General features: G+C 56.1%; 23 protein-coding genes and 7 tRNA genes. 12 read left to right on the forward strand and 18 right to left on the reverse strand.

The genetic code is table 11. The features are described from left to right. Positions 1 to 144: 144 nt before the first annotated feature. The gene (locus CHU70_RS09385; RefSeq protein ID WP_049193023.1) at positions 145 to 1,701 is read right to left on the reverse strand and encodes an RNA polymerase sigma factor; all 1,557 of its coding nucleotides are present in this window, start codon (positions 1,699 to 1,701) and stop codon (positions 145 to 147) included. A gap of 395 nt (positions 1,702 to 2,096) precedes the next feature. Next, on the reverse strand, positions 2,097 to 2,852 hold the full coding sequence (gene ppgK, locus CHU70_RS09390) for a polyphosphate--glucose phosphotransferase (RefSeq protein ID WP_069358722.1): 756 nt from the start codon (positions 2,850 to 2,852) through the stop codon (positions 2,097 to 2,099). A gap of 118 nt (positions 2,853 to 2,970) precedes the next feature. On the opposite strand from ppgK, the gene CHU70_RS09395 reads away from it, so the two are divergent. After that, a complete protein-coding gene (locus tag CHU70_RS09395; RefSeq protein WP_239660062.1) occupies positions 2,971 to 3,864 on the forward strand; it encodes an inositol monophosphatase family protein in 894 nt (297 codons plus the stop codon). A gap of 9 nt (positions 3,865 to 3,873) precedes the next feature. Here CHU70_RS09395 and CHU70_RS09400 read toward each other — a convergent pair whose 3' ends face one another. Beyond that, a complete protein-coding gene (locus tag CHU70_RS09400; RefSeq protein ID WP_168161654.1) occupies positions 3,874 to 4,482 on the reverse strand; it encodes a LytR C-terminal domain-containing protein in 609 nt (202 codons plus the stop codon). A gap of 203 nt (positions 4,483 to 4,685) precedes the next feature. On the opposite strand from CHU70_RS09400, the gene CHU70_RS09405 reads away from it, so the two are divergent. Continuing rightward, positions 4,686 to 4,982: a DUF4193 family protein gene (locus CHU70_RS09405; protein ID WP_016422655.1), complete on the forward strand. Its 297-nt coding sequence runs from the start codon at positions 4,686 to 4,688 to the stop codon at positions 4,980 to 4,982. A gap of 109 nt (positions 4,983 to 5,091) precedes the next feature. Here the strand turns inward: CHU70_RS09405 and CHU70_RS09410 are convergent, their stop codons facing one another. Further along, entirely contained in the window at positions 5,092 to 5,568 is a 477-nt protein-coding gene (locus CHU70_RS09410; RefSeq protein WP_049173043.1) for a DUF3093 domain-containing protein, read from the reverse strand. 166 nt (positions 5,569 to 5,734) lie between these two features. On the opposite strand from CHU70_RS09410, the gene dut reads away from it, so the two are divergent. The 3 genes from dut (at position 5,735) to CHU70_RS09425 (ending at position 8,485) form a co-directional block, all read left to right on the forward strand. Beyond that, entirely contained in the window at positions 5,735 to 6,187 is a 453-nt protein-coding gene (gene dut, locus CHU70_RS09415; protein WP_049173041.1) for a dUTP diphosphatase, read from the forward strand. 118 nt (positions 6,188 to 6,305) lie between these two features. After that, a complete protein-coding gene (locus tag CHU70_RS09420) occupies positions 6,306 to 7,085 on the forward strand; it encodes a DUF3710 domain-containing protein (protein ID WP_069358721.1) in 780 nt (259 codons plus the stop codon). Between the two features lie 134 nt (positions 7,086 to 7,219). Continuing rightward, on the forward strand, positions 7,220 to 8,485 hold the full coding sequence (locus tag CHU70_RS09425; protein WP_069358720.1) for a class I SAM-dependent RNA methyltransferase: 1,266 nt from the start codon (positions 7,220 to 7,222) through the stop codon (positions 8,483 to 8,485). Here the strand turns inward: CHU70_RS09425 and CHU70_RS09430 are convergent, their stop codons facing one another. Both CHU70_RS09430 and CHU70_RS09435 read right to left on the reverse strand, forming a co-directional pair. Continuing rightward, positions 8,486 to 9,787, reverse strand: coding sequence for an HRDC domain-containing protein (locus tag CHU70_RS09430; protein ID WP_069358719.1), 1,302 nt, complete (start codon positions 9,785 to 9,787; stop codon positions 8,486 to 8,488). A 40-nt stretch (positions 9,788 to 9,827) separates the two neighbouring features. After that, positions 9,828 to 10,382: a DUF3000 domain-containing protein gene (locus CHU70_RS09435; RefSeq protein ID WP_016422661.1), complete on the reverse strand. Its 555-nt coding sequence runs from the start codon at positions 10,380 to 10,382 to the stop codon at positions 9,828 to 9,830. A 170-nt stretch (positions 10,383 to 10,552) separates the two neighbouring features. On the opposite strand from CHU70_RS09435, the gene hemE reads away from it, so the two are divergent. The 3 genes from hemE (at position 10,553) to hemQ (ending at position 14,029) form a co-directional block, all read left to right on the forward strand. Beyond that, complete coding sequence (hemE, locus tag CHU70_RS09440; protein WP_147719055.1) at positions 10,553 to 11,662, forward strand: uroporphyrinogen decarboxylase; 1,110 nt, start codon at positions 10,553 to 10,555, stop codon at positions 11,660 to 11,662. Positions 11,663 to 11,767: 105 nt separating this feature from the next. Then, complete coding sequence (hemG, locus tag CHU70_RS09445) at positions 11,768 to 13,246, forward strand: protoporphyrinogen oxidase (RefSeq protein ID WP_049173033.1); 1,479 nt, start codon at positions 11,768 to 11,770, stop codon at positions 13,244 to 13,246. A gap of 84 nt (positions 13,247 to 13,330) precedes the next feature. Continuing rightward, positions 13,331 to 14,029, forward strand: coding sequence for a hydrogen peroxide-dependent heme synthase (gene hemQ, locus CHU70_RS09450; protein WP_049173031.1), 699 nt, complete (start codon positions 13,331 to 13,333; stop codon positions 14,027 to 14,029). Positions 14,030 to 14,120: 91 nt separating this feature from the next. Here hemQ and msrB read toward each other — a convergent pair whose 3' ends face one another. The 3 genes from msrB to CHU70_RS09465 all read right to left on the reverse strand — a co-directional run bounded on the left by msrB (position 14,121) and on the right by CHU70_RS09465 (position 16,751). Next, the gene (gene msrB / locus CHU70_RS09455; RefSeq protein ID WP_048733231.1) at positions 14,121 to 14,546 is read right to left on the reverse strand and encodes a peptide-methionine (R)-S-oxide reductase MsrB; all 426 of its coding nucleotides are present in this window, start codon (positions 14,544 to 14,546) and stop codon (positions 14,121 to 14,123) included. Further along, positions 14,539 to 15,795, reverse strand: a complete 1,257-nt coding sequence (locus CHU70_RS09460) for a glycosyltransferase family 87 protein (RefSeq protein WP_222865028.1) — start codon at positions 15,793 to 15,795, stop codon at positions 14,539 to 14,541. Before CHU70_RS09460 ends, msrB begins: the two co-directional genes overlap by 8 nt. Before the next feature lie 143 nt (positions 15,796 to 15,938). Continuing rightward, the gene (locus CHU70_RS09465; RefSeq protein ID WP_070642216.1) at positions 15,939 to 16,751 is read right to left on the reverse strand and encodes a dihydrofolate reductase family protein; all 813 of its coding nucleotides are present in this window, start codon (positions 16,749 to 16,751) and stop codon (positions 15,939 to 15,941) included. A 103-nt stretch (positions 16,752 to 16,854) separates the two neighbouring features. Between CHU70_RS09465 and CHU70_RS09470 the strand changes: the two genes are divergently transcribed. After that, positions 16,855 to 17,352: a ferritin gene (locus CHU70_RS09470; RefSeq protein ID WP_048733225.1), complete on the forward strand. Its 498-nt coding sequence runs from the start codon at positions 16,855 to 16,857 to the stop codon at positions 17,350 to 17,352. A 335-nt stretch (positions 17,353 to 17,687) separates the two neighbouring features. Here the strand turns inward: CHU70_RS09470 and CHU70_RS09475 are convergent. The 6 genes from CHU70_RS09475 to CHU70_RS09500 all read right to left on the reverse strand — a co-directional run bounded on the left by CHU70_RS09475 (position 17,688) and on the right by CHU70_RS09500 (position 18,345). Next, positions 17,688 to 17,760: transfer RNA gene (locus CHU70_RS09475), tRNA-Gly, on the reverse strand. 27 nt (positions 17,761 to 17,787) lie between these two features. Then, positions 17,788 to 17,862: transfer RNA gene (locus tag CHU70_RS09480), tRNA-Val, on the reverse strand. 66 nt (positions 17,863 to 17,928) lie between these two features. Continuing rightward, positions 17,929 to 18,001 (reverse strand) — tRNA-Gly (locus tag CHU70_RS09485). A gap of 27 nt (positions 18,002 to 18,028) precedes the next feature. Then, positions 18,029 to 18,103 (reverse strand) — tRNA-Val (locus CHU70_RS09490). Positions 18,104 to 18,135: 32 nt separating this feature from the next. Further along, a tRNA-Cys gene (locus CHU70_RS09495) sits at positions 18,136 to 18,206 on the reverse strand. A 66-nt stretch (positions 18,207 to 18,272) separates the two neighbouring features. After that, a tRNA-Gly gene (locus CHU70_RS09500) sits at positions 18,273 to 18,345 on the reverse strand. Positions 18,346 to 18,696: 351 nt separating this feature from the next. Between CHU70_RS09500 and CHU70_RS09505 the strand changes: the two genes are divergently transcribed. The 3 genes from CHU70_RS09505 to CHU70_RS09515 all read left to right on the forward strand — a co-directional run bounded on the left by CHU70_RS09505 (position 18,697) and on the right by CHU70_RS09515 (position 20,733). Further along, a tRNA-Val gene (locus CHU70_RS09505) sits at positions 18,697 to 18,771 on the forward strand. A gap of 203 nt (positions 18,772 to 18,974) precedes the next feature. Further along, positions 18,975 to 19,547, forward strand: a complete 573-nt coding sequence (locus CHU70_RS09510) for a DUF6230 family protein (protein WP_049173023.1) — start codon at positions 18,975 to 18,977, stop codon at positions 19,545 to 19,547. Positions 19,548 to 19,635: 88 nt separating this feature from the next. Next, on the forward strand, positions 19,636 to 20,733 hold the full coding sequence (locus CHU70_RS09515; protein WP_053087330.1) for a DUF6114 domain-containing protein: 1,098 nt from the start codon (positions 19,636 to 19,638) through the stop codon (positions 20,731 to 20,733). A gap of 7 nt (positions 20,734 to 20,740) precedes the next feature. On the opposite strand, the gene CHU70_RS09520 is transcribed toward CHU70_RS09515, so the two are convergent. The 3 genes from CHU70_RS09520 to CHU70_RS09530 are packed head-to-tail and all read right to left on the reverse strand — an operon-like array spanning position 20,741 to position 22,768. Continuing rightward, entirely contained in the window at positions 20,741 to 21,454 is a 714-nt protein-coding gene (locus tag CHU70_RS09520; protein WP_141752731.1) for a TetR/AcrR family transcriptional regulator, read from the reverse strand. A 49-nt stretch (positions 21,455 to 21,503) separates the two neighbouring features. Continuing rightward, entirely contained in the window at positions 21,504 to 22,595 is a 1,092-nt protein-coding gene (locus tag CHU70_RS09525; protein ID WP_049173020.1) for an NAD(P)/FAD-dependent oxidoreductase, read from the reverse strand. Further along, on the reverse strand, positions 22,592 to 22,768 hold the full coding sequence (locus tag CHU70_RS09530) for a rubredoxin (RefSeq protein ID WP_049173018.1): 177 nt from the start codon (positions 22,766 to 22,768) through the stop codon (positions 22,592 to 22,594). Before CHU70_RS09530 ends, CHU70_RS09525 begins: the two co-directional genes overlap by 4 nt. Positions 22,769 to 22,809 lie beyond the last annotated feature (41 nt).

Consider the following 22,809-nt stretch of genomic DNA (forward strand, 5'->3'; position numbering starts at 1 on the left):
GGCTATTTTTGACATAAACGCAGTCAGTAACTCACTAGCGCTGACACCAAAAGAAGAATCGGGCTTGAATAAGGTGTGAAACCTCATTCAAGCCCGATTTTTCTAGTCAAGCAGTTAGCCCCTGAACAACTCCAGGTTAAAGCTTTACTCCAAGTAGTCGCGCAGCACCTGCGAGCGCGACGGGTGACGCAGCTTGGACATCGTCTTGGACTCAATCTGACGGATGCGCTCGCGTGTCACACCGTAGACCTGACCAATCTCGTCCAGGGTACGTGGCATGCCGTCGGTAAGGCCGAAGCGCAAGCGGACGACACCGGCTTCACGTTCGGAGAGAGTTTCCAGGACGTCGCCAAGCTGATCCTGGAGGAGCGTGAAGCTGACGGCGTCCACGGCGATAACTGCCTCGGAGTCCTCGATGAAGTCACCGAGCTGAGAGTCACCCTCGTCACCGATGGTCTGGTCCAGCGAAATGGGTTCACGAGCGTACTGCTGAATCTCGAGAACCTTTTCCTCGGTGATGTCCATCTCCTTAGCGAGCTCTTCCGGAGTGGGCTCGCGGCCCAAATCCTGGAGCAACTCGCGCTGGATACGGCCGAGCTTATTAATGACCTCAACCATGTGAACCGGAATACGAATGGTTCGAGCCTGGTCGGCCATTGCACGAGTAATTGCCTGGCGAATCCACCAGGTTGCGTACGTGGAGAACTTGTAGCCCTTGGTGTAGTCGAACTTCTCGACGGCGCGAATCAGGCCGAGGTTGCCCTCCTGAATCAAGTCGAGGAAAGCCATGCCACGGCCGGTGTAGCGCTTTGCCAGGGACACCACAAGACGGAGGTTGGCTTCGAGCAGGTGATTCTTGGCGCGCTGACCGTCACGAGAAATCTCGCGCAAGTCGCGCTTTTGAGCGTAAGCGATGCGCTCGCCGGCTTCCTTGGCCTCGTCAATCTTGTACTGCGCATACAGACCGGCCTCGATGCGCTTTGCCAGACTGACTTCTTCCTCGGCAGTCAGCAGCGCGACCTTACCAATCTGCTTGAGGTAGGCGCGGACAGAGTCGGCGGAGGCGGTGAGGGCAGCATCTTTGCGGGCCTGACGCAGACGAGCGGACTCGTCCTCGTTCCAGACCTCGTCGCCCTCGTCCTCTTCATCCTCGTCTTCGTCCTCGTCGTCCTCTTCTTCATCATCGTCGAGGTCGTCGTCTTCGAGGTCGTCATCATCCAGATCGTCGTGAAGATCATCGTCTTCGAGATCATCATCCAGATCCGGGTCGTAGTCCTGCTCCTGCTCCAAGTCGTGGTCGAGTTCCTCGTCCTCGAGCTCTTCGTTCTCAGTTGCGTCGAGAGCTTGCGCGTCCTTCGCCTTCGCTGCAGCAGCCTTGGCCGCGGTGGCCTTCGCAGCCGTTGTCCGCTTAGTTGCCTTCTTGGCGGCGGCCTTACGCGTGGTTTTCTTAGCGACGGACTTCTTGGCCGCCTTCTTCACGGTCTTCTTGGCCGCTGCCTTCTTAGCGGTCGTCTTCTTCGCCGCAGTTTTGGTAGCAGCCGTCTTTTTGGCAGCAGTCTTCTTCGCGGCAGTCTTCTTTGCCACGGTCTTCTTCACTGCCTTCTTGATGGCCTTCTTTACAGCCTTCTTTGCAGGAGTAGCTGAACCGGTGCCACTCCCGGTGGATTGGTCCTGAGCTTGCCCCAGTTCGTTGCCTGCCACGAACGCCCTTTCACGATGTACGTTGTGTGCGCCGCCAAAGCCGCCGCCAGCTTCTCTCGGTCGAAGAGAAGCTCAACGCGCCAGTGGTGCGCCTTTACTTCGTCTATAGCCAACTAGCCGAATGGAAAACATTCAGAGCTGACCTTTTCGTGCCACGGTCATCAGTGTTGCTTTCTGGCTCCTAGCGAAGAAGTAATCGGTGAAAATCCTCATCGAAGCAGTGCGCTGGAATTCGATTTTCCCAATCCTCCTCGAGCCTGTTGATTATTCAACCTTGCCGTGAGTCAACTTCTTATTGTAAACCAATTCTTAAAATCGCCGCCACGGGGCATGGCTTCAAGCACGTGTCACGCCCGACACGTAGCTACCAATCCCCATATAAGAAATGAAAGTGGTTAAGGGTAAAGTCCCTGGTCAGCTGCAAAGGCGGCGCCAGCAATACCCGCATTATTATCCAGACTTGCGGGGACAACTGGAGTCTTACATGTCAACAGCGGAATCCACTTTTCGTGTTCGCGACTGATTCCGCCGCCGACGATGATCCGTGACGGCCAAAACAGTGCCTCGTAGGTCTTAAGCACCTTGCTCACGCGCTCAGCCCACTCTTCGAAGCCGAGCCCCTCCACATCCTTAACTCTCGCGGATGCAAAGTGTTCGGCCTCCATGCCATCAATGATGAGGTGGCCTAACTCCGAATTGGGGTAGAGCAGTCCGTCATGAATAAGCGCGGAGCCGATGCCTGTACCAAAAGTTAGCAACAACACGGCGCCTGTCTTATTGCCCGGATCGCCAAACTGGACTTCAGCGAGGCCGGCAGCGTCAGCGTCGTTAAGCACGTGCGCCTTGTTGTTGGGCAGGTATTTAGCGAAGAGCTCTTGGCAGTTCGTATTAACCCAAGAACCGTCAATATTGGCGGCCAGCAAGGCAATCTGATTCTGTACGACGGACGGAATCGTGATGCCGACATCGGAATCCCACTTCGCAATGTCCACAATTTCTGCAATGGTCTCCGCAACCGCTTCCGGAGTTGCCGGCTGTGGCGTGAAAATCTTAATGCGGTTGCCAATAAGCTGCCCAGTATCAAGATCCACGCGGCCCCCTTTGATTCCAGAGCCTCCGACGTCGATGCCAAATCCAATTCGTTGTCCCATAGCTCAAATTGTACGAAACAGACACAATGGGGGCATGAGCATTAACTCGCGTGGCACCGAACAACTCGCTAGCAGGGCAGATAATAGGGGGTTTAGTGCGTCGAATAGCCCCGGTTCCGTGCGACCCAGCGTCAGGGATCTGCGTGACCGCGCGGTACTTATCGCCCGCGCAGCCGCGGCGCACATCGCCAGTCGTCGGGTCGAACTCGGCTCCGATGGCGTTTTAGCAAGTTCCGAAACGAAGTCCTCAGCTGTAGACCCCGTCACCGTTGTCGACCGTGAATCTGAGGAGCTCATTCGTTCGCTTATCAAGACGTTTAGCAGCTCTGACCGCATTTTGGGCGAAGAAGGCGGGCTTGACGACGGCGCGAGTTCCCCAGCGCAGGCTGCCAACGAGGGCGAAGCGGTGACCTGGATTGTAGACCCCATCGACGGTACGGTGAATTTCCTCTACGGCATGCCCAATTTTGCTGTGAGTATCGCTTGCGCCGTAGGCGATGAGGTAGTGGCGGGTGCAGTGGCAAATGCGTCCTCGGGAGAGATTTACAGTGCAGCTAAGGGAGAGGGCGCTCAGGTTTCTCGACGGGACGGCACTGTGCAGACGCTTAGTTGTTCCCCAACGGCCGAGCTGGAAAAGACACTTGTGGCAACGGGATTCAGCTATTCCGCTAGTCTCCGGCAGGTGCAGGGCCGGATAGCGTCGCAGTTGCTGGGGGAGTGTCGAGATATTCGGCGCATGGGATCGGCGGCGCTGGATTTGTGCATGGTGGCGCACGGCCGTGTTGATGCGTATTACGAACACGACATCAAGATTTGGGATTATGCAGCTGGTGCTCTGATTGCGGCTGAAGCAGGCGCAAGGATTAGGGTCCCGGAATTCACTCAGTGTGCCAACGTTACTGGCCGGCCGGAGGGAGACCCGCTCGACTTTGGTGTCGGTGCGGCGAACTCTGAAGTTGCCGATGCGTTCTTCGAGGCATTGGATGGTGCTGTCGCGCAGGCTAGGAATTAGTGCGTCGGTCTAGGAGCAGGTGCTCGAGCCTAACGAGCTCAACCCCTCTAGGTCGGCTTGTTCGCCACGGTTCAATGCGGACATCGTTTCCTCAACCTGGCTGGCTACTTCGAGATCCTTAAACCCCTTACCCAAGGACACATCGACGGTTGCATCCGGCCGACCATCGTGGATGAGCTCAAAGCAGGGGAAAAGAGCGTGAAGCGCTGCGGCGTGGCCATTGAAGTCCTCGCCATAACGCAGCTGGCCGAAGCAACCGAGGTCTTGGTTTTCCACAATAGGGTCGTTGCCGTAGGGAACCTGCTCATCGAGGACAAAATCGAGCTGCCGCAATTGCTCGGCGACGGTTGTAGCCTGGCCGACTTTGCCGTTGGCATTATAAACGCGCACATGAACATCCGACGGTGGAACGACGTGCTCTCCGATTAGCGTGGTGGAGGAAACAGGGGGCCCAGCCGCGGGGAGGGAACAGGACACCGGATAACTTGCCGGTTGGCTGCGGAATGCCAACACCCACAACGTAGCGGCAATCACTACAGCAACGACGGAAACCACCACGTAGGGAACAATTTTTCGTCGATGTGACGTGCTCGAAGTGCTCGCGGGGCCTGAACTCATAGCCATCATGTTATCCTCTCCTCGGCTTATTGGCATAGAAACCTATTTTGACCTGCAGAGATGACAGATTGCGTGAATTGCCTTAATATCCGCTGAGAAAGGCGCTGGAGAGTACAGGGTGTCAATCGTCTCAACGCGTTGTATTCTCCGAGAAAAAGTCAGTTCACAATGTCTAGCAAAGGTCCAGAAAGAAGGTTTGGGACATGGCTGTAAACTACGATGCCCCGCGTACTCGTGAAACCGAAGAGCTGGAGACCGATTCCCTCGAGGGCCTTCAGGCTGCATCTGCTGAGAAGGAAATCGACGACACTGACGACGGCGAAATTGTTGAGCCGTTCGAGTTGCCGGTTGCCGACATCGCGGGTGAAGAATTCGATATGGATGTTGCCCCGAAGGGGGAGGATGAATTCACCTGTGGCTCCTGCTTCATGGTGATGCACCGCTCAATGATCGCAATCGATAACGGCGATGGATTCCCCATCTGTCAGGACTGTGCCTAATCCCCGCACAGCCGGGATAGCTTCCTAGGAAAAAGGAAAACCGCCACTACCACGGTTCTGGCGGCGCTGGGGCCGTCGGCAAGCGTGTAGCGGCGGTGAGAGATTTGACCTAGCGGTCGAAGAGACTGTCAAGCAGTGCCTCGGGGTGGCGGGTGGAGACCAGCCAATAGGGGGTGGGGTCGTCCGGATCGTCGAGGACTAGCAGCACCATCGTGGGAATCCACGTGTGTGTAACCAGGAACGCTGCTGGATCGAGCTGACGGCCCAACGCATTGCGCTGCGCGGACTTCGGGACCACCAGGGATTTGGCAACAACCGATGCTGGCAAAACTGCCGTGCCAGCGTGAAGCCAGCGTTCACCAGTGCTGTCCACTTCCACGGACACCGTGGTCTTCGACATAGTCAACAGCACCCACACGCCCACGGCCAGACAAATAATGCCGCCGATGACAAGCCAAATCGGTGAACGGTTAAAGCCAATCTGGGCCGTGCATACAAAAACGGCAGCAGCGCCGAGTACCCAGAACCACCAGGGAACCCAGAGCTTTTCGGAATAGACAATCGATGAATCTCCGCTCGAGCTCATTGCTATTGCCGCACCTTCAGAGACGGATGCTGAGCTGTCGTCGCGACGAGGCTGCAGGTTATCTTTTCCACTCACGGTTATCCATTCTAGGGCACGGCTATGCTCGGTACTGACAAGGCCGAAGTGCGGTTCTTAAAAGACGCGACAGCGAAGGATATACAAAGAGATGACTTATGCCCCGGTGCAAGTGAAAAAGCTCGCTAAAGACGCTGTGATTCCCCAGCGTGCGCATGCCGATGATGCCGGTGTGGATTTGAGCTCAGTGGAGGATGTCATCCTAGCACCAGGGCAGCGGGCGCTCGTGGGAACCGGTATTGCCATTGCTTTGCCGGCGGGCACAGTGGGATTGGTTCATCCTCGCTCCGGATTGGCTTTCAAAAAGGGGCTGTCCATCGTCAACGCACCCGGCACTATCGATGCCGGTTACCGTGGTGAGCTTAAAGTCTGCCTGATCAACTTGGACCCGACCAATGCGGTGGAGATCGCCAAGGGCGATCGAATTGCCCAATTGGTTGTGCAGAAGGTCGAGCTCAGCCCGATGGTGGAAGTCGATGAACTCGATGAAACTGAACGCGGTGCGGGCGGTCACGGGTCAACCGGAGTGTCCACGACGCTTTAAAACACCTCTGATAGCGCGGGGATCCTACTAAGTGTGGTTCAATGCGTGAAGAGCTCAATAAAGTGTTTACAAAGGCGTATACAAAGATTTCGTTTTAGCGAGGTGTCAATAAACCACCATGTGGCCATTTGGAAAGAAGAACCAGCCAGAAGAACCAGCTGCTGAGGCAGAGGCCGTTACCACCGACTCTGCGGCGCCAGCTTCTGAGGAGGCTACCGCAACCGTGCATGACGACGCGTCGGAAACCGCCGCGGAGAACGCACCAGCAAACGGCCCCTTCGATATCAACAGCGCTAGCCCGACGCAGTTTGATTTTTCGGACTTCGCGAAGGCCAGCCTGAACCTCGGTTCGATGCTGCTGCCTATTCCTCACGTTGGTGATATTCAGGTGGAGATGGGGCCGACAGGTCCAACCATGCTGCACGTCGCCACTGAGAATGGCCGCGTAACTCCTGTAGCATTCGCTGCTCCGACGTCGGGCGGTCTCTGGGAGGAGTCCGCTCAGGAAATCAAGGACGGTCTTGAGTCCGATGGCCTCGATGTCCATGTCGAGCAGGGGCCGTGGGGTTCTGAGGTCGTAGGTCGCACCTCCGACATGGAAATGCGAATCATCGGCGCCGACGGCCCGCGTTGGATGCTTCGCATGACGGCCTCCGGTCCAGCTAATCGGGCGGAGGAACTCGCGGACCTCGCCCGCGGTCTCCTTGCCCGTAGCTTCGTCTCTCGCGGTGAGAACCCGATGCCAGCAGGTCAGCCGCTTCCGGTTACGCTGCCGTCCCAGATGGCCGAGCAGATTCGTCAGGCATACCAGCAGCAGACCCAGGCTGCCCAAGCTGAAGGTGAACCCGGGCAGGTGCCAGGCGCTACTGGTATCAACCCAGATGGCTCCACCAATTAGTTTGGTCAACCCGCCAGCAGAGAGAAGCTAGCTGCTTGACCAGTTAGAAAAGGATCTGCAGGCGCGACTGTGCACTGCCCGCCGCCGTCACCCGACAGCGGCTTTTCTCTTGTCAGCGGGTAGTATCACACTGCGTGAACATCGAAGTGACTATTGACCGTCCCGCTGCCGGCGGAGAATTCATTGCCAGCTACGACGGACGAATCGGTTTCGTCACCGGCGGTATCCCCGGCGAACGCGTTGTTGTCGAAATTGCCAAACCTGATGCCAAGCTGTGGCGCGGCAATGTCGTTGAGGTTCTGGATGCCTCAGAGCATCGAATTTCGCAGCGTTGCGAAGCAGCTCAGCAGGGCGCGGGCTGTTGCGACTGGGGTTTTATTGATCCTGAGCACGCGGCGCGTCTCAAGGCTGATGTCTTGACCGATTGCCTGCGCCGTCTTGGACGTTTCACCGCCGACGAGCTGCCAGCTATCGATGTTCTTCCACTGGCTCCGACCTCCCGTTGGCGCACGCGCGTGCGGCTGGGTGTGGATTCCCAGGGACGAGCGGGATTACGGCGTTCCCGTTCCCACGAGCTCGTCATCGGCTCCGAGTGCGTCCAAACAGTTCCCAATCTCATCGCTGGCTTTTCGACGGCCGGAACCATCCCCGCCGCTAAGCCTGCTCGCGGTCGCGGGAGCAAGAAGCCGAAGCCAGGAGAACTCCATGTGGCCATGGACACGGAGGGTAACCGAAGTGCTGTGTACGTTTCCGGCAGCGGCAGGAACCGCAAGCAAACGGTGATTGAAGGCGAGCCAACCACACAGCACACTGTTCACGGAATCACTTTCGATGTGCCGACTACCGGTTTTTGGCAAGCCCATTGCCATGCCCCTGAGTTCTATGGATCGCGCATCATTGACCTGTTGGCCGGTCAGTCTTTCTCCTGTGGTTGGGATCTTTACGGTGGCGCAGGCGTTCTGTCGGCGGCACTTCGCAAGCTTGTTGACGCAGAGGGCTCAATTCTCTCTGTCGAGGGTTTTGCAGCGGCAGCGACGGCGGGGCGCAAGGCCTTCACTGCAGCTGACCACAGTGCGAATGCGTCGCCTGCGGCACCAGTCCGGTTCGTTACTGGGGATGTCGCCGAAGTAGTGCGCCGCGAAGTTGCTAATGAGGAAACTCCAAACCCGGATATCGTTGTTCTCGACCCTCCGCGCTCCGGTGCTGGTAAGGATGCCATTGCCGCTATTGCTGAGGCAAAGCCACGCGTGGTTGTACATTTCGGTTGCGATCCGGCGACTTTTGCCCGCGATGCCCGGTACTGGGCTGACTACGGCTACGCGTTCAAACACCTCGAGGTCGTGGACGCATTTGGTCTAACGCATCACTTTGAAACCATCGCAGTGCTGGAGCAGCTGTAGCTAGAGTGGCTGCCGCATGGGCGCAAGAACGTTGGCGCCGATCACGTCGGCAAGCAAATGTGCCTGCCATGGGCGGAAACCCTGTTCGCTGAGGTGAGCGGAGATTTCGGTAACGGCTGGCAAGCCGCCAGCGTAGTTGTCGTGGTGGCGGAAAACGAATGAGCCGACTGCGCGGCTGTGAATCCACCACACCAGTTCACGTGTCTGCGCGGAGGTAATGAGTGTGTCTTTGCGCAGGTGGATTTGGGCACAGACGTTGTCGATGCAGTCTCGCGTGGTTTCGAAAATTTCGGCGGCTTGTGGGGCATGCTCAGCCCAACGTCGAAAGTGGGGCATCTGGTTGGGAGCCTGCTTCTGGGGCTTCGGCCATGACGACCTGGGTTCCTGACGGGCTTCATTAACGACCTTCAACCAAGCGTCCGCGGCACCGCGACGGCGACGTGGAAATCCACGGATTGCAGTTAGTTCACGCTGCGTACCGGGGAGTTGTTCTGCGATTGTACGTAGAACGCTGTGACCCATGACGTGTGTTGGGGAGACATCACGGCGCTGCGCGATTTCGTCACGCTCAGTCCACAGTGCACGGGCGACGTTAAGTTGTTCGGGAGTGCGCAGCTTCCCAATCCCTTTGAGCCCCTGCCACGAGTGTACGACGTGCAGACCATCGAGGTATTTACGGTTTAGAGCGAGTTCGCGTTCGCATTCCTGTTCCAGCCATTCCAAACGGTCGAGCTCAGTCAGCGCCTGACAAAGAACCTCGGCGAGTTCGATGAGCAGCTCGACATCCAAGGCTGCGTAGTCCAGCCAATCTGCTGGCAGTGGACGAGTAGACCAATCCTCTCGACCGTGCCCCTTGGCAAGTCCAACTCCGAGGAGTCGCTCTGTCAGAGCTGCTAAGTTGACTCGCTCCAGGCCGAGAAGGCGGCCGGCCAGCTCAGTGTCAATGACTTTGGTGGGGTAGAGACCCAGAGCTGCGAGGCAGGGAAGGTCAGAATGAGCGGCGTGAATAATCCAGGTCAGGTCGTTGACTGAGGAACCGAAAACGGCCATCGCCTTGCGACCATCTTCGGGATCGATGAGAAAGGTGCCCGCTCCACGGCGGCGAAATTGAAGCAAGAAGGCGCGGTCGTCGTAGCGATATGCCGAAGCTCGTTCAGTATCGACTGCGAGCCAACCGTGTCCTTTGGCCAGCTGCTCACCGGCGTCAATAATGTCGTCGATGGCAGAAAGCACGCGTGGAGTTCCCTCGGCTGGGGCAAGTCTTACTTCTACGTCGGGACTAGTTTCCACGTCGGAGCTCATCGCACGCCTCTTCGGTCGTCGGTATCAGCAGTCGCCGGTATCAGCCCAGCAGGGAAACGCCGACGGGTGGCAGACCAGCGACGTTCGCTAGTACCTGAGCGAAGGATTCAACGTGGGTGCGCAGGTCGGTGCCACGAGCAGTCCACGATGCGCGCATTTCTAATTGAAAGGCCTGTGGCTTGCCGCCGATCTCGCCATAGCGGACAGAGTTCGTAGTAGTCACCGTGCCACCCAAGTTCGACAGTTCGGCGTTGTTCTCAGCCAGAGCCTCAGTGAGCCATTGCCAGGCAACCTGGGGAAGCAACGGATCTTCCGCGAGGGAGGCATCCATATCCGCCTGGATGTATGCAACCAAGCGCATGTCACCGTCCCAGGTTTCCTCACTGCGGGGGTCATGGAGCAAAATTAAACGACCAAAGGCATCGTCGTCCGAGGACTCGGGGACGATATCAGCTTCGGGCTGCGTGACCTCAAGCGAGACAGCGTGGCTAAACGGTGCCAGCTTCTGCGGTGGCCGAACGGTGCCCAGAGCAATCTCAGGTCGCAGTTCAGCAGAGTGCATTGACTGGACCGCGGCGCGGAAGTTCTGTGGCATTGAATCGGTTCCATTCACGCGCCTGAACTTAGCCATATGACGCTTGCGTTAGTGGGAGGCGCGCCGAAAAGAGTGGGAAGCGACCAAGCGGTTCGTCGAAAACGCACAGCAGGGCGAGAGAATTTCCTGTTCTTAGTACCCCACATATCAATTTCTAAGGTAAGTGGGGCATGATTGTCCGTATGAACAATCGTCGCACTTTGACTGATGCCCCGATTCTTGATGCAGCTTACGGTCGAACTCCTTCGCGCTGCCCGGTGTGGTTTATGCGGCAAGCTGGTCGTTCACTGCCTGAGTACCGTGAGGTGCGCAAGGACATCGGTATGTTGGACTCTTGCTTCCGCCCGGAACTGCTCGCTGAGATTACTATGCAGCCGGTACGTAGGCACGACGTTGATGCTGCGATTCTTTTTTCCGATATCGTCGTGCCGCTGAAGGCTGCGGGTGTCAACCTGGATATTGTTCCTGGCCGCGGTCCAGTAATGGATACTCCGGTGCGCTCGGAAGCAGACATCAAGGCTCTACCGGAAGTCACGGAAGAGCAACTCGCTCCGGTGGCCGAGGGTATCGGCCTCATTCTGCAAGAGCTGACTGATACCCAGGCACTCATTGGTTTCGCCGGTGCACCGTTCACCTTGGCGTCGTACCTGATTGAAGGCGGTCCATCCCGCAATCACGAGCGCACTAAGGCGCTGATGCACTCGGACCCTGAATTGTGGGATCACCTGATGCAGAAAATCACTCCGATGGTGATTGCTTTCCTGCGCGCGCAGATTGGCGCTGGTGTGGACGCTATTCAGCTCTTCGACTCCTGGGCTGGCTATCTCACCGAGCGTGATTACCGCCGCTTTGTGTTGCCGTACTCGAAGGAAATCTTCCAGGCTGTCGCCGACGCCGGCATTCCGCGCATCCACTTCGGTGTGGGCACCGGCGAGCTTCTCGGTGCGATGGCTGAAGCCGGCCCAGAAGTCATGGGCGTCGACTGGCGCGTGCCACTGGACGTTGCTGCCAACCGCATTCGTGCCACGCTTTCCGACGTTCACCGAGGCGCAGACCCGGCGGAAAACAGCCTTGCATTGCAGGGCAACCTTGACCCGGCGATTCTCTTTGCCGGTGAAGATGCAATGACCCAAGAGATTCAGCGCATCTGCTCTGAGGCGGACCGTGCAATTAAGCGTGGTGACGCCCGTGGACATATCTTCAACTTGGGTCACGGGGTGCTACCGAATACCGATGCCGACGCGATTACGCGCGCCGTTGAGATCATTCACGCAACGTAAAAGCCGACGCAACAGGCGTGTAAAACACGCACTAGCTAATTTCCTACAAGTCTTATCGACCGTGCCCGCTCGAGGCGCGGGCATAGAGAAAGCGTACGAAATACCGTGGTTGCACAACCTTCTACCATTGCCGTCATAGGTGGCGGTATCTCCGGCCTGAGCGCAGCGTATGAGTTGCGTAAAAAGCTCGGACCCGCCGCAAGAATAATTGTCATCGAGTCCAGTGCACAGGTCGGCGGCAAGCTGAAGACTCGACCAGGAGCTAACGGCCCTCTTGAGGCGGGCGCTGAGGCGTACCTGGCGTTCCGTCACGATGCCACCGATTTTTTCAAGGAACTCGGGTTGGCAGATCAGCTAGTCGCCCCTTCGGGGCTGCCTTCCAAGCTCTACATTGGCGGTGAACTCAAGGACCTTCCGCGTAACACGGTCACCGGTATTCCAGGAAGTTCAGAAGGGTTGGGCTACCTCCTCAGCGAGGCCACCCTCGCCAAGATTGATGCCGAGTCGAACCCCGAGCTCACTCCAGCCTTGCACTGGGTACTGGGTGACGACATGAATGTCGGCCAGCTGGTCGCGGCGCGGCTCGGTGAGGAAGTCGTTGACCGCATCGTCTCCCCGCTGCTCGGGGGCGTCTACTCAACCACCGCATACGATCTGGGTCTGCGTGCGACCATCCCACAGCTGGCGGCAGCGCTTGATGAAATGGCTAGTGTCGGTGACCATGTCAGCCTCACCGGCGCTGTCCAGCGCGTTCTGGAAGCACGTAAGGAGGCGCAGCAGGCGCGTCTGAGTAGTGAGGCTGCGACAGATTCGACGAAGACGAAGCGACCGGTGGTCTTCCAAACGTTCCGCGACGGCTTCGAGGTTCTCTACAACACGCTTGTCGACGAATCGGGAGCCGAACTCCTCTTGTCGACGAAGGCTACTGGTCTGCGCCAGCATGACAACGGCTTTGAGGTGACAGTGGAACTGCCGTCGGAAAGCGGCACGAGCATTAGCACTATCGACGTCGACGGTGTTGTCGTGGCGGCACCTTCTGCAACCACATCGGAGCTGTTGAGCAATCTTGCGCCAGAGGCGGCCGAGCTCATTGGTGGGGTAGACACGTCGAACTCGGCGGTGGTCGGTATGTGTTTCGACTCGTCGGAAGGACTGCCGGAGATCAACGGCGTGTTGTGCGAGATTGGTGCTGACCTGTCCGCGAAAGCTTTTACAGTGTCGTCCCGGAAGTGGCCACATATTGGTGAGCGCTACGGTGCCGTTGTGAGGGCAAGCTTCGGCCGTTTTGATGATGACTCGCACGTGCATCGTAGCGACGAGGACCTCATCGCCAGGGCAAAAGCAGATTTGGCTAAGGCGACTGGCTTTGATGCCGAACCGACAGCGGTTTTCGTCCAGCGTTGGTGGGCGGGGATTCCACGCTTCGATATGGGGCATGGAGGCCTGATGGATTTTGCTCGCCAGGATTTGGCCGAGGTGCCTAAGCTTGCAGCAACAGGGGCGTGGCTCAGTGGCCCGGGCATTCCGGAATGTATCTCCAACGCCAAGGCTGCGGCCAGCAAGATTGCTGCGGAGCTGGCATAAAGCTGCGAGATTGGTGCTGAGTACGAAACTGGCGCTGACCCATCGTTTTTAAACAAACCTTTCAACCGAACTAGGAGACAACTAATGACCAAGCTCGATTTCAAGAAGCTCAACGACACCATCCGCTACACCATGTGGTCTGCCTTCAAGGTGACCCCAGGTGCACTCGGTGATAACCGCGAAGAGGCAGTGGCTAAGACCAAGGAATTCCTGGCTCGTTACGAAGACACTGATCTGATCATCCGTGGTTTCTACGATGTTTCGGCCATGCGTGCTGAAGCCGACTTCATGTTCTGGATCCACGCAGAGAAGCTGGAAGACCTGCAGGCGTTCTACAACGCCTTCCTGCGCGAGACTCCGCTGGGCAAGGCATCCACTCCGCACTGGTCGAACGCTGCGCTGCACCGTCCAGCTGAGTTCAACAAGTCGCACCTGCCGTCGTTCATCATGGGTGAAGAGCCGGGACGATGGATTGCGGTTTACCCCTTCGTTCGTTCCTACGACTGGTACCTGCTGGAGCCGACCGAGCGACGCCGCATCCTTGCTGAACACGGTATGGCCGGTCGTGACTACCCGGATGTGCGCGCCAATACTGTCCCGGCGTTCGCACTCGGTGACTACGAGTGGATCCTTGCATTCGAGGGGCCGGAGCTCGACCGCATTGTGGACTTGATGTGGAAGATGCGTTACACCGAGGCTCGTCTGCACGTCCGCGAAGAGATTCCGTTCCACACGGGACGTCGCGTCGATGACATCGCAGAGATCATCAACGTTCTGCCGTAGCTCACGCAATCAACGAGAGAATCAGCAGCGCCGCTGGTCAAGCCCCGTTAACTGACGGGATTTTGACCAGCGGCGCTGCTTCTCTATCTAGTTATTCAGCCGTCTTGTCCGGTTCGAGCGTGAGTGAAATTGAATTGATGCAATAACGCAGGTCGGTCGGAGTATTGTATCCCTCACCCTCAAAGACGTGGCCGAGGTGAGACTTGCAACGACTGCACAGCACTTCGGTACGGACCATACCGAGGCTGGTGTCTCGGCGCTCAATAATCCGGTCTCCAGCTAGTGGAGAGAAGAAGGATGGCCAACCGCAGTGAGAGTCGAACTTCTCGTTCGACCGAAACAGCTCGTAACCACAGGCCCGGCAGCGGTAGACACCTTGAGTCTTGGTATCGGTGTACTCACCGGTGAAGGCGCGTTCAGTACCTGCCTGACGCAAAACCTGGTACTCCGCGGCACTGAGGCGTTCGCGCCATTCTTCTTCGCTCAGATTCCAGTCTTCGCTATGCGAATCAACCATTCTGAATAGCCTCCTCAGACTTGAGATCAGATTCCTGATTAGACTTCCTGCCTGCTATCTTCCAGTCGCTCAGCCAGCTGAAGCCGGATGCAAAGCTACGCCCATTGACGGCATCCACAATCGTCATTCGAATGAGTGCTGCCGTGATGGAGAGAATAAGAACGGCCCATCCAATACCGCCGATTGCAACCGTGAACCACGGGAAAAAGAGGTCATCTTCATCAATCCACCAATTGGCGTAGAAGAAACAGAGTACGACTCCGAGTCCTGCGCCCCAATTCAACATGACTGTCGAACCAATATTTCCTTCATTGTCGCGAGCCAAAACCAATGGGCGAAGCACGGTGAGAACCATTGGCAAGAGCGTCATCGAGTAGTACTGCTGGCCCAGGCTGGAAAGGAAGAACGCGCCGGTGAAGAGAACTCCGGAAGTCGTAGCAATCCAGAATTTCTCATCCCTTTCGAGCCAGCGAAGAAGGAGCACGACGGATACCAAGACGAAAATGCCGAAAAAGATCTGCCACAGCAAAATCAGGGTCGGATGGGCACCTAGCCAAACAAGCTGTCCAGTCAGTGAAGCATTTGCAAAGTCACGGACAACTCCCAGGTAGGGGACGGTGATATCTAGGTAGTCACGTGGTTGGACCATGAGCGGCCACGCAATGACATTGGCTGCAATTACCACTCCGATACTGGTCAGTACCGTAGAGAACTGCCTGCGCATGAACGGTAGGAACAGCATTGGCAAGAAAACAGGTTTAATGGTGATTGCGATACCGATGATCAGGCCGGCCAGGATATTGCGCCGCTCGGTCAGAGCAATAAAAAACAGCACTAATGCAAGGAAGAGTGAACCGTTGACGTTCGTAAAATCAAGGGTGTTGGTAACGGGTTCCGTGAGGTAGAGCAGTGCTATCGACGCTGGAATGATGGGGCCAGAGCGCGCAATACCAAGCCACCTCAGCAGCAATACAATTGCCGCAATGATTGCAGCTGACTGAAACACCGCAAACCAGATTCGGCCCGATTCAAGCGAGCCGAACAAATCAATCGGGGCTAAAAGTAGGGTAGCGCCTGGGGAATACAGATAGTGCGGATCGGCTGTTACGTAGTCTTCCGAATAAACGGGTACCTGCGATACGAATCGATTAATTGCCGACCAGACGGTCGTAAAGTCATCTGTGCCAGAAACGTCTTTCGGCAAAACCCAGGTGCGGTGAAAAATCACCACAGCTGCGATAGGCCACAAGAAAGCGCTGAGTCCTCGCGACACGTGCCGAGACAGAGAGCGTGGAGCCACCGAATTTGTCTCTGGCGTGTCCTTGGACGCTTGCGTTAATGCCGTTGCGCTTGCGCTCACGTCGATTTTTGGTTTACTCACAATACTCCACCCTACTGGGTGAAGCTGCGGGAATAGCGTAGGAAGATGTGTGAGTCGGAACGTAGGATATCTCGCACTTCAAAAGCCTGCGGGGTCGTCGAGTTCGAGTCCTCATCAGGGTCGTTCTCGCCGAAAGTCAGGGGGCCGTTACCCACCCACATCGGCGACAATGTCAGGAACAGTTCGTCGACGCACCCGTTTTTGAATGCTTCTCGATATATCGTCGGCCCACCCTCTACGACAATGTCCTGATACCCATGTTCGGCCAGCCACGCTAACGCCGCTTTTACCGAGGGGTCAGGAAGCTTAACGACGCGAGCCCCGGCCGACTCCATCTTTTTAGCTTTGTTCTTGTGAGCGGCTCTTGCCTCTTCATCATTAAAAGCATCTTCAGTCGGGGTGAAGATTATCGGAGGATTGACTTCTGCATTCGTGAAAAAGTCAGATTTTATATCTAAATCCAACGAGCGCGAAAGTGTGGACATCGCCACGTGCTCGGAGCGACCTAGCTTCTGTCGAACGGCCTCTAGGTACTCCGGTATCTCAACTGGCCCGTACCCCTCGGACGCAATGGTGCCTGTACCAACGAAAACGACGTCGGCAAGCGCGCGAAGCGTGTTGAAAACCGTGGCATCGGTGTCGTTGCCAAGCTGGCCCGAGGTGCCTTCGACGGCGCCGCGTCCGTCCAAGCTGGTGACGGCGATGGCCGTGACGGTGGAGGCGTTGTGAGACACCGCCGCTGTATCATGTGTCGTTTGCGCAGGTCGAGAAAGAAACTGCAGAATTTCGTCGGTCGATGGGCTTACGGAGGTGAGTGTAGCCATACCGCCGAGGTTAAGCCGACGATTGTAAAATAGGCAAGGCCTGGCTTATAAGGGAAGTATTATAATCGTTGCCATTTATAAGGGTTGGACTTATAGTAGGGGCATGCGACTAACAGATACTCTTGAGAAGGCATTCAACGACCAGATCACTATGGAGCTCACCGCTTCCCACGTCTACCGCCAGCTGGCAATCGAGCTGGACCTGCTGGATTTCTCCGGCATGGCAGACTGGATGCGTGCACAGGCGGATGAGGAAGTTGATCACGCGAACCAGTTCATCGCACACCTCGATGCTCGCGACAACCACCCGCAGATTGGTGCTGTCGACGCACCGGAGGTGAAGGTCACTTCCGCAATCGATGCATTCCGCATCGCTCTGGAGCATGAAGAAAAGGTTTCGGCATCTATCCGTAACCTCCGCAAGCTTGCTGATAGCGAGGGTGATCTCGACTCCCGCCCGCTGCTGGACAGCTTCGTGGTTGAGCAGATTGAGGAAGAGGACACCGTGCGTGGCATCATCGGTCGCCTGGAGATTGTCGGCGACAACGGTGCTGGCCTGCTGCGTATCGACCGGGAGCTCGGTGCTCGCGACGCAGCTTAATATCGAGCTCGGTTCACAGTTTCGATAGAAATGACCGCCCCAGGCACTTATCCCTGGGGCGGTCATTTCTATTCAGCTGGAGTATCAATTGATGGGCTTGGCGTCCAGGCAAACCGAAATTTGTGGAGCGGTTCTGGGTTGACCATCCATAGCCTTTAGACGAGCGAGCTGCTCAGCAGAGCTCGCCGAATTGGGAAACCTGCCAGCCGAGACGCCTGCCGGACAACATTTTTCCTGCTTAACCCAGGGGAGCGGTAGGACTCAATGAAACTGGTTGCCTAGCAAAGGTTAAACGAAAACCCCCCTCCCGGATACCCGGGGAGGGGGTTAGTCTGAGCGGATGACGGGACTCGAACCCGCGACCCTAACCTTGGCAAGGTTATGCGCTACCAGCTGCGCTACATCCGCAAATACGCTCGCCCATAAGGGCTTACGTGGTGCGCGATACTAGGATTGAACTAGTGACCTCTTCCGTGTCAGGGAAGCGCTCTCCCACTGAGCTAATCGCGCTGGGGTAAAAGCTATATAGAAGCTTTCAAGCGCAACCCCCTTCCAGGGGAAGGGGGTTTTGCACTGAGCGGATGACGGGACTCGAACCCGCGACCCTAACCTTGGCAAGGTTATGCGCTACCAGCTGCGCTACATCCGCAAATACGCTCGCCCATAAGGGCTTACGTGGTGCGCGATACTGGGATTGAACCAGTGACCTCTTCCGTGTCAGGGAAGCGCTCTCCCGCTGAGCTAAACGCGCATTACATCGAAACCTTAAAGGAATCTCTGCTGAGGTGGAAACGGGAATCGAACCCGTGTACACGGCTTTGCAGGCCGTTGCCTCGCCACTCGGCCATTCCACCGTGAGGCTGCCGCCTCAGTGGTTGCCTCGAAGTTATACCACAGGGTCTAACTTCTTGGGAAACCAGAGCGGATGACGGGACTCGAACCCGCGACCCTAACCTTGGCAAGGTTATGCGCTACCAGCTGCGCTACATCCGCATTGCGATGCAAGGAAAGGCGAAAACGATAATCTCATTTGCTCCCTTGCGGTGCGAAAGATACTTTAGCGTGATTGTGTGAGGGATTACAAATGCCCTGGTGAATGTGTTTATTGGGGCAGTCGAGGTATGGCTAGTTTGGTGATTGTGAAGTGTTTAAATGGCAATGATGTCATTTTGAATCGGGCGGACGTTATTTGGCTGGGTCAAGCCATGTGGTAGCGATGTCGGGCGTAGTTGAAGTTCTGTATTTAAAGAGGGTGATCCTCCGAACAGCGTAATTATGGAAAATTCTAAGACGCGTGCTAACTTATTGCGCAGAGCAGTGAGGTTCACTTGAGTCGCCTGCCATAGTCCCATAGCTCAGTGGAAGAGCGTTCCGTTCACACCGGAAAGGTCGCTGGTTCGAACCCAGTTGGGACTACCACGTGTAAGGAGCTCCCAATTTTTTGGGAGCTCTTTTTTGTTACTTCGAACTGCGATGTGTCGCAGGTGCTCGCTGAATTCCATGGAAGCTGAGACATGAAGTCTCATAGCGACTACCGTTTTCCTACAAAACGTTTGTGTGTAAACAAACCTATGGTTTTCAAATATAGGTTTGTGCTGGAGCGGTAGGAGGGTGCCGTAAACATGGGTTACGTGAAGAAGGCCAGGTTTGCTGGGATTTTGAGTGTCGGCCTCTTTGTTGCTGGTGGTACAGGCGTCGCCATGGCTCAAAATGGACTGTCCGCTAACCTTGCTCTGTCTGGCACCGTGATGACACTGACCGTGGACGAATTGGTAGGAGACTCCTCAAGCCTTTTCGTTGGCGCTGAGAAGGCAGGGGAGTCGGAAAAAGGTGTGTCCAAGCTGCGCTTTGGTAAGGCATCCGGCACCGATGTGTGCCTTTCTGCACCAATAAAGAACATACCTGGCGTAGGTGAAGCCACATTCAAATTGCTTGTTCCCGGGAAGAGCTTGTCTGCGGATAATCTACTCGTAGGTGCAAAGGATATTAATGGGGCCATAACCATGAGCCATCCGCAGATCGGCATTGATGCAAGCCAAGCTGACAGTAGAGCCGGTCGGGGGACTTGGGGGTTGGTAGCTACGCAGATGATCGTTCGCAATCAGCGCTTGCAAGTCACTTCGTTAGCTGCAGACTCGCTTACCATTTCGGGAGCCAAGGTCACTGTGGAATCGGGTGAAGGTCATGGATGCTAAATCATCCGCTGGGCCACAGAATAAGGCGTCGTTAAGCGTTCGGTTTAACAATTGGCGCAGAATGAGACCCTTCGGAGCAGGGCTATGCATGATTATCAGTGGGCTGGTTATGCTAACTCCTGCGTATCTGACCATTGATGTGCAGGGCATCCTCATAAGTATTTCCACACTCTCGGGTGTGTCGACACTTTTGATCGGGCTATTGCTCATCGCTGCCGGCGTTTTAACCTGGACGGGCGGAAGCTCCAGGATTCTGACGGGCACCACTGCTCTTGTACTGTCCATTGTCGCTCTTCCGACATCGAATTTTGGTGGATTTGTACTCGGCACAGTTCTGGGGCTGATTGGGGGAGCTTTAGCTCTGTCATGGTACCCGGATTATGAGATGGAAACTGGCGACGAGGGGGACCAGAAAGACGTAGAAACTCCTAGTAGGCCGAAGGGGAAGCAGTTTCTCGTAAGCACTATTTTGGCTGTGGGAGGCGTTCTTATGGGCATGTTAGCTCCAGCTCCGCACGCTTCTGCAGCTCCTGGCTTCGCGCCACTACCGATTCCCGGGATTGCCAACTTTAATCAGCTGCCAACTCTGCCTGAAATACAGCTGCCTCCAGGGAACTCGATTACAGATTCGCCATTACCAAGCGGTGTCTCGAATTCTCTAGTCGACGAAGCGGATGGAATTTCCCTGCGGGAAGCTCCGACGCCACAACCCGGTGAACTAGGGCTTTCGGATACCCTCGAGATGATTACAGCCGATTCTGTTCGACTTATCGGAAACGTTCACTTTTCGCTTGTCGACCTGACTATGCCGGCAGGTGATAGCGTGCAGGCAATTAGATTGGACGCGAATCGAGTGGAATTGAATAATCTGGGGTTGAGCATCCCCGGCGGCGGTGTGCAATTAGCGACGGGTCCCGGGAGCGCCTCAATCTTGGATGGCAACTTCCATATCATTGTGCGGAAAATGACTGTAAGTCCTGAGGTGGCTGGATTGAAAGGCCCGTCCATTTCCCTCGATTACCAGAGTCTCCAGGACAAAGATGTGCGTTCGGTTATGAGTGAGGCTCTTGGGCTACCCGACTGGGCTACTAGTCAATTAGTGCTACATGACGTGATCTTAGAGACATACGTTGTTCGTTCCGACGCGCTCGAGCTACCGTCGACAACCCAGATTTCAAACTCGTAATCACAATCTAGCCGGCTTGTGCCATACGCCGGTCAGATTGCAGCACTCGCTTGAGCTCGGTGATGAAGACATCGTCGGATGTAGCTTCGTATTCGCACACCACTGCCTCAAGTAGTCCCGCAAGCCGTTTCGTGATGAGGTCTGCCGATTCCGTAGTTTTCTTGTCGTTGGCTCGCTGTTGTAGCCAATCACGTACCTCGTACTCGGCAGCTGCTATCCATGCTCTAAGGGCCCGACGACCCAACGGAGTTTCTTCGATGGGATAGATACGCCGAGAGATTTCGGCAGCCACGGCATCGCGCATCCCCTCTGCAATTGAGCCCTGGCCCTGATTGTCCAATAGCAAAATGACATCAGAGCGAAACATATCAGCGATGCGCAGAAACTCCCTGATGCCAGCGATCAGCTCCAGCCACTGATTGTCGAATCCGAAACCTGAAAACATTCGAGTTTGGAATGCTGTAGCAATCCGACCAATAATGCAGGCGCGGAGATCCTCGAGCCCTCGAAATATTCGATAGAAGGTCGCGCGGGAAACTCCGGCTTTTCCAATCACGTCGTCAACTGTGAAATCCGTCGGTTGGCCGGAGACATAAAAATCAGCAGCGGCGTCGAGAATTTCTTCGCGTCGCTGCTGCGCTGATAAACGACGGCGTGGAGGACTACCACCGCCGTCGTCTTCCTGAAATGAATTAATAGAGTCTCGTCTGCGCTTACCCATCACAGAGCCAAGGATAACGGCGCGTGTGAGAAATGGTCCGTAATTCCCGCTACTTGTCGTTCCAATGCTTGCCAACGGTAGCTAGAGTGCCTCGAGGATTTGGCTTTTCTCCAATAGAGACAGCGCCGATGACAATGCCATCCCGAACCACCGCTGATTCGAATGTCCCGGATAGTGGTGAGGTGGCCACGTGTTCTACGCCGGAGGATACGTCTCCGACGGTGGTGACGCGGAGACCTGCTTGCATGCTCCAGCGGCGGGAAACAGGGAGCTCGAAGGAGGGGGAATTCTTCATTTCTCCAGCATCCACGAGGATGCCCGTAGCACTACGTATGCCCGACGCGCGGGCAGATGCTAGATCCTCGTCCCGACGATGGTCATTGCCGATACGTAAAGTAGTGCAGTCGCCTGCCGCATATATCCCAGGTCTGGATGTACGGCCGAGAGCATCGACGACGATTCCATCCATTACTTCGATACCGAGGCTGTTCGCCAATTCGGTATTAGGAGTAATGCCGATGGATACTACGACGGTATCGGTGCTAGCCAATGCGGCGGAGGTTCCCAAAGCAAAGTGAGTGCCACGGCTTTCGTGGATGTGGCGGAGCCACTTTGCGGCTTGACCGGGTAAGAATCGTTGCATTACCTCTGGTGCTATATCGTGGACTACTACCTCGTGGCCGAGGGTCGTCAATGCGCTAGCCGTCTCCATGCCGAGTACCCCTGCGCCGAGGACGTGGACTGTGCGCGCGCCACCGGAAAGATGCTCTCGTAGACGTTGCGAATCTCTATATGTGCGAAGCACGAATCCATTCTCGAACGCTGGGAGTGACTTAGGCGTGCCGCCGGTTGCGAGGACTGTAGGTCCTTCTATGTGCTGGCCATCATTGAAACGAATGAGCCTGCCGTCCTTGACTTTGATCGTCTCACCTTGGTGTAAGGTAACTGACTCAGGTAGTGCGCCTAGCGCAAAATCAACAGGTGTGGCCTCACTGGTCAGAAACGCCTTAGAAACCTGTACTCGGTTGTAAGGGGTCTGTGGCTCTTGGCCATAGAGGTCAACTGACCACCCAGCTCGTCCGAGTTGGCGAGCTGCTGCCCAACCAGCAGGGCCCGCCCCAATTACGTTTGCGTGATTCAAGGGGAAACCTCAACCATTTCGAAGTCAGACTTCGAAGCCCCACAGTCGGGACAGGACCAGTCGTCAGGAATATCCTCCCAGCGAGTGCCAGGAGCAATTCCTTCCTCTGGCCAGCCTTCAGCTTCGTTGTAGATGAAGCCGCACTGGAGACATTCGTAGGTTTTGTATGGCATTGTGAACCTTTCGGATAGCGAAGTGGACTGGGGGAGAGATA

The sequence above is a fragment of the Corynebacterium sp. LK10 genome, from assembly GCF_008042455.1.
GTDB classification, from domain to species: Bacteria; Actinomycetota; Actinomycetes; order Mycobacteriales; family Mycobacteriaceae; genus Corynebacterium; species Corynebacterium jeikeium_D.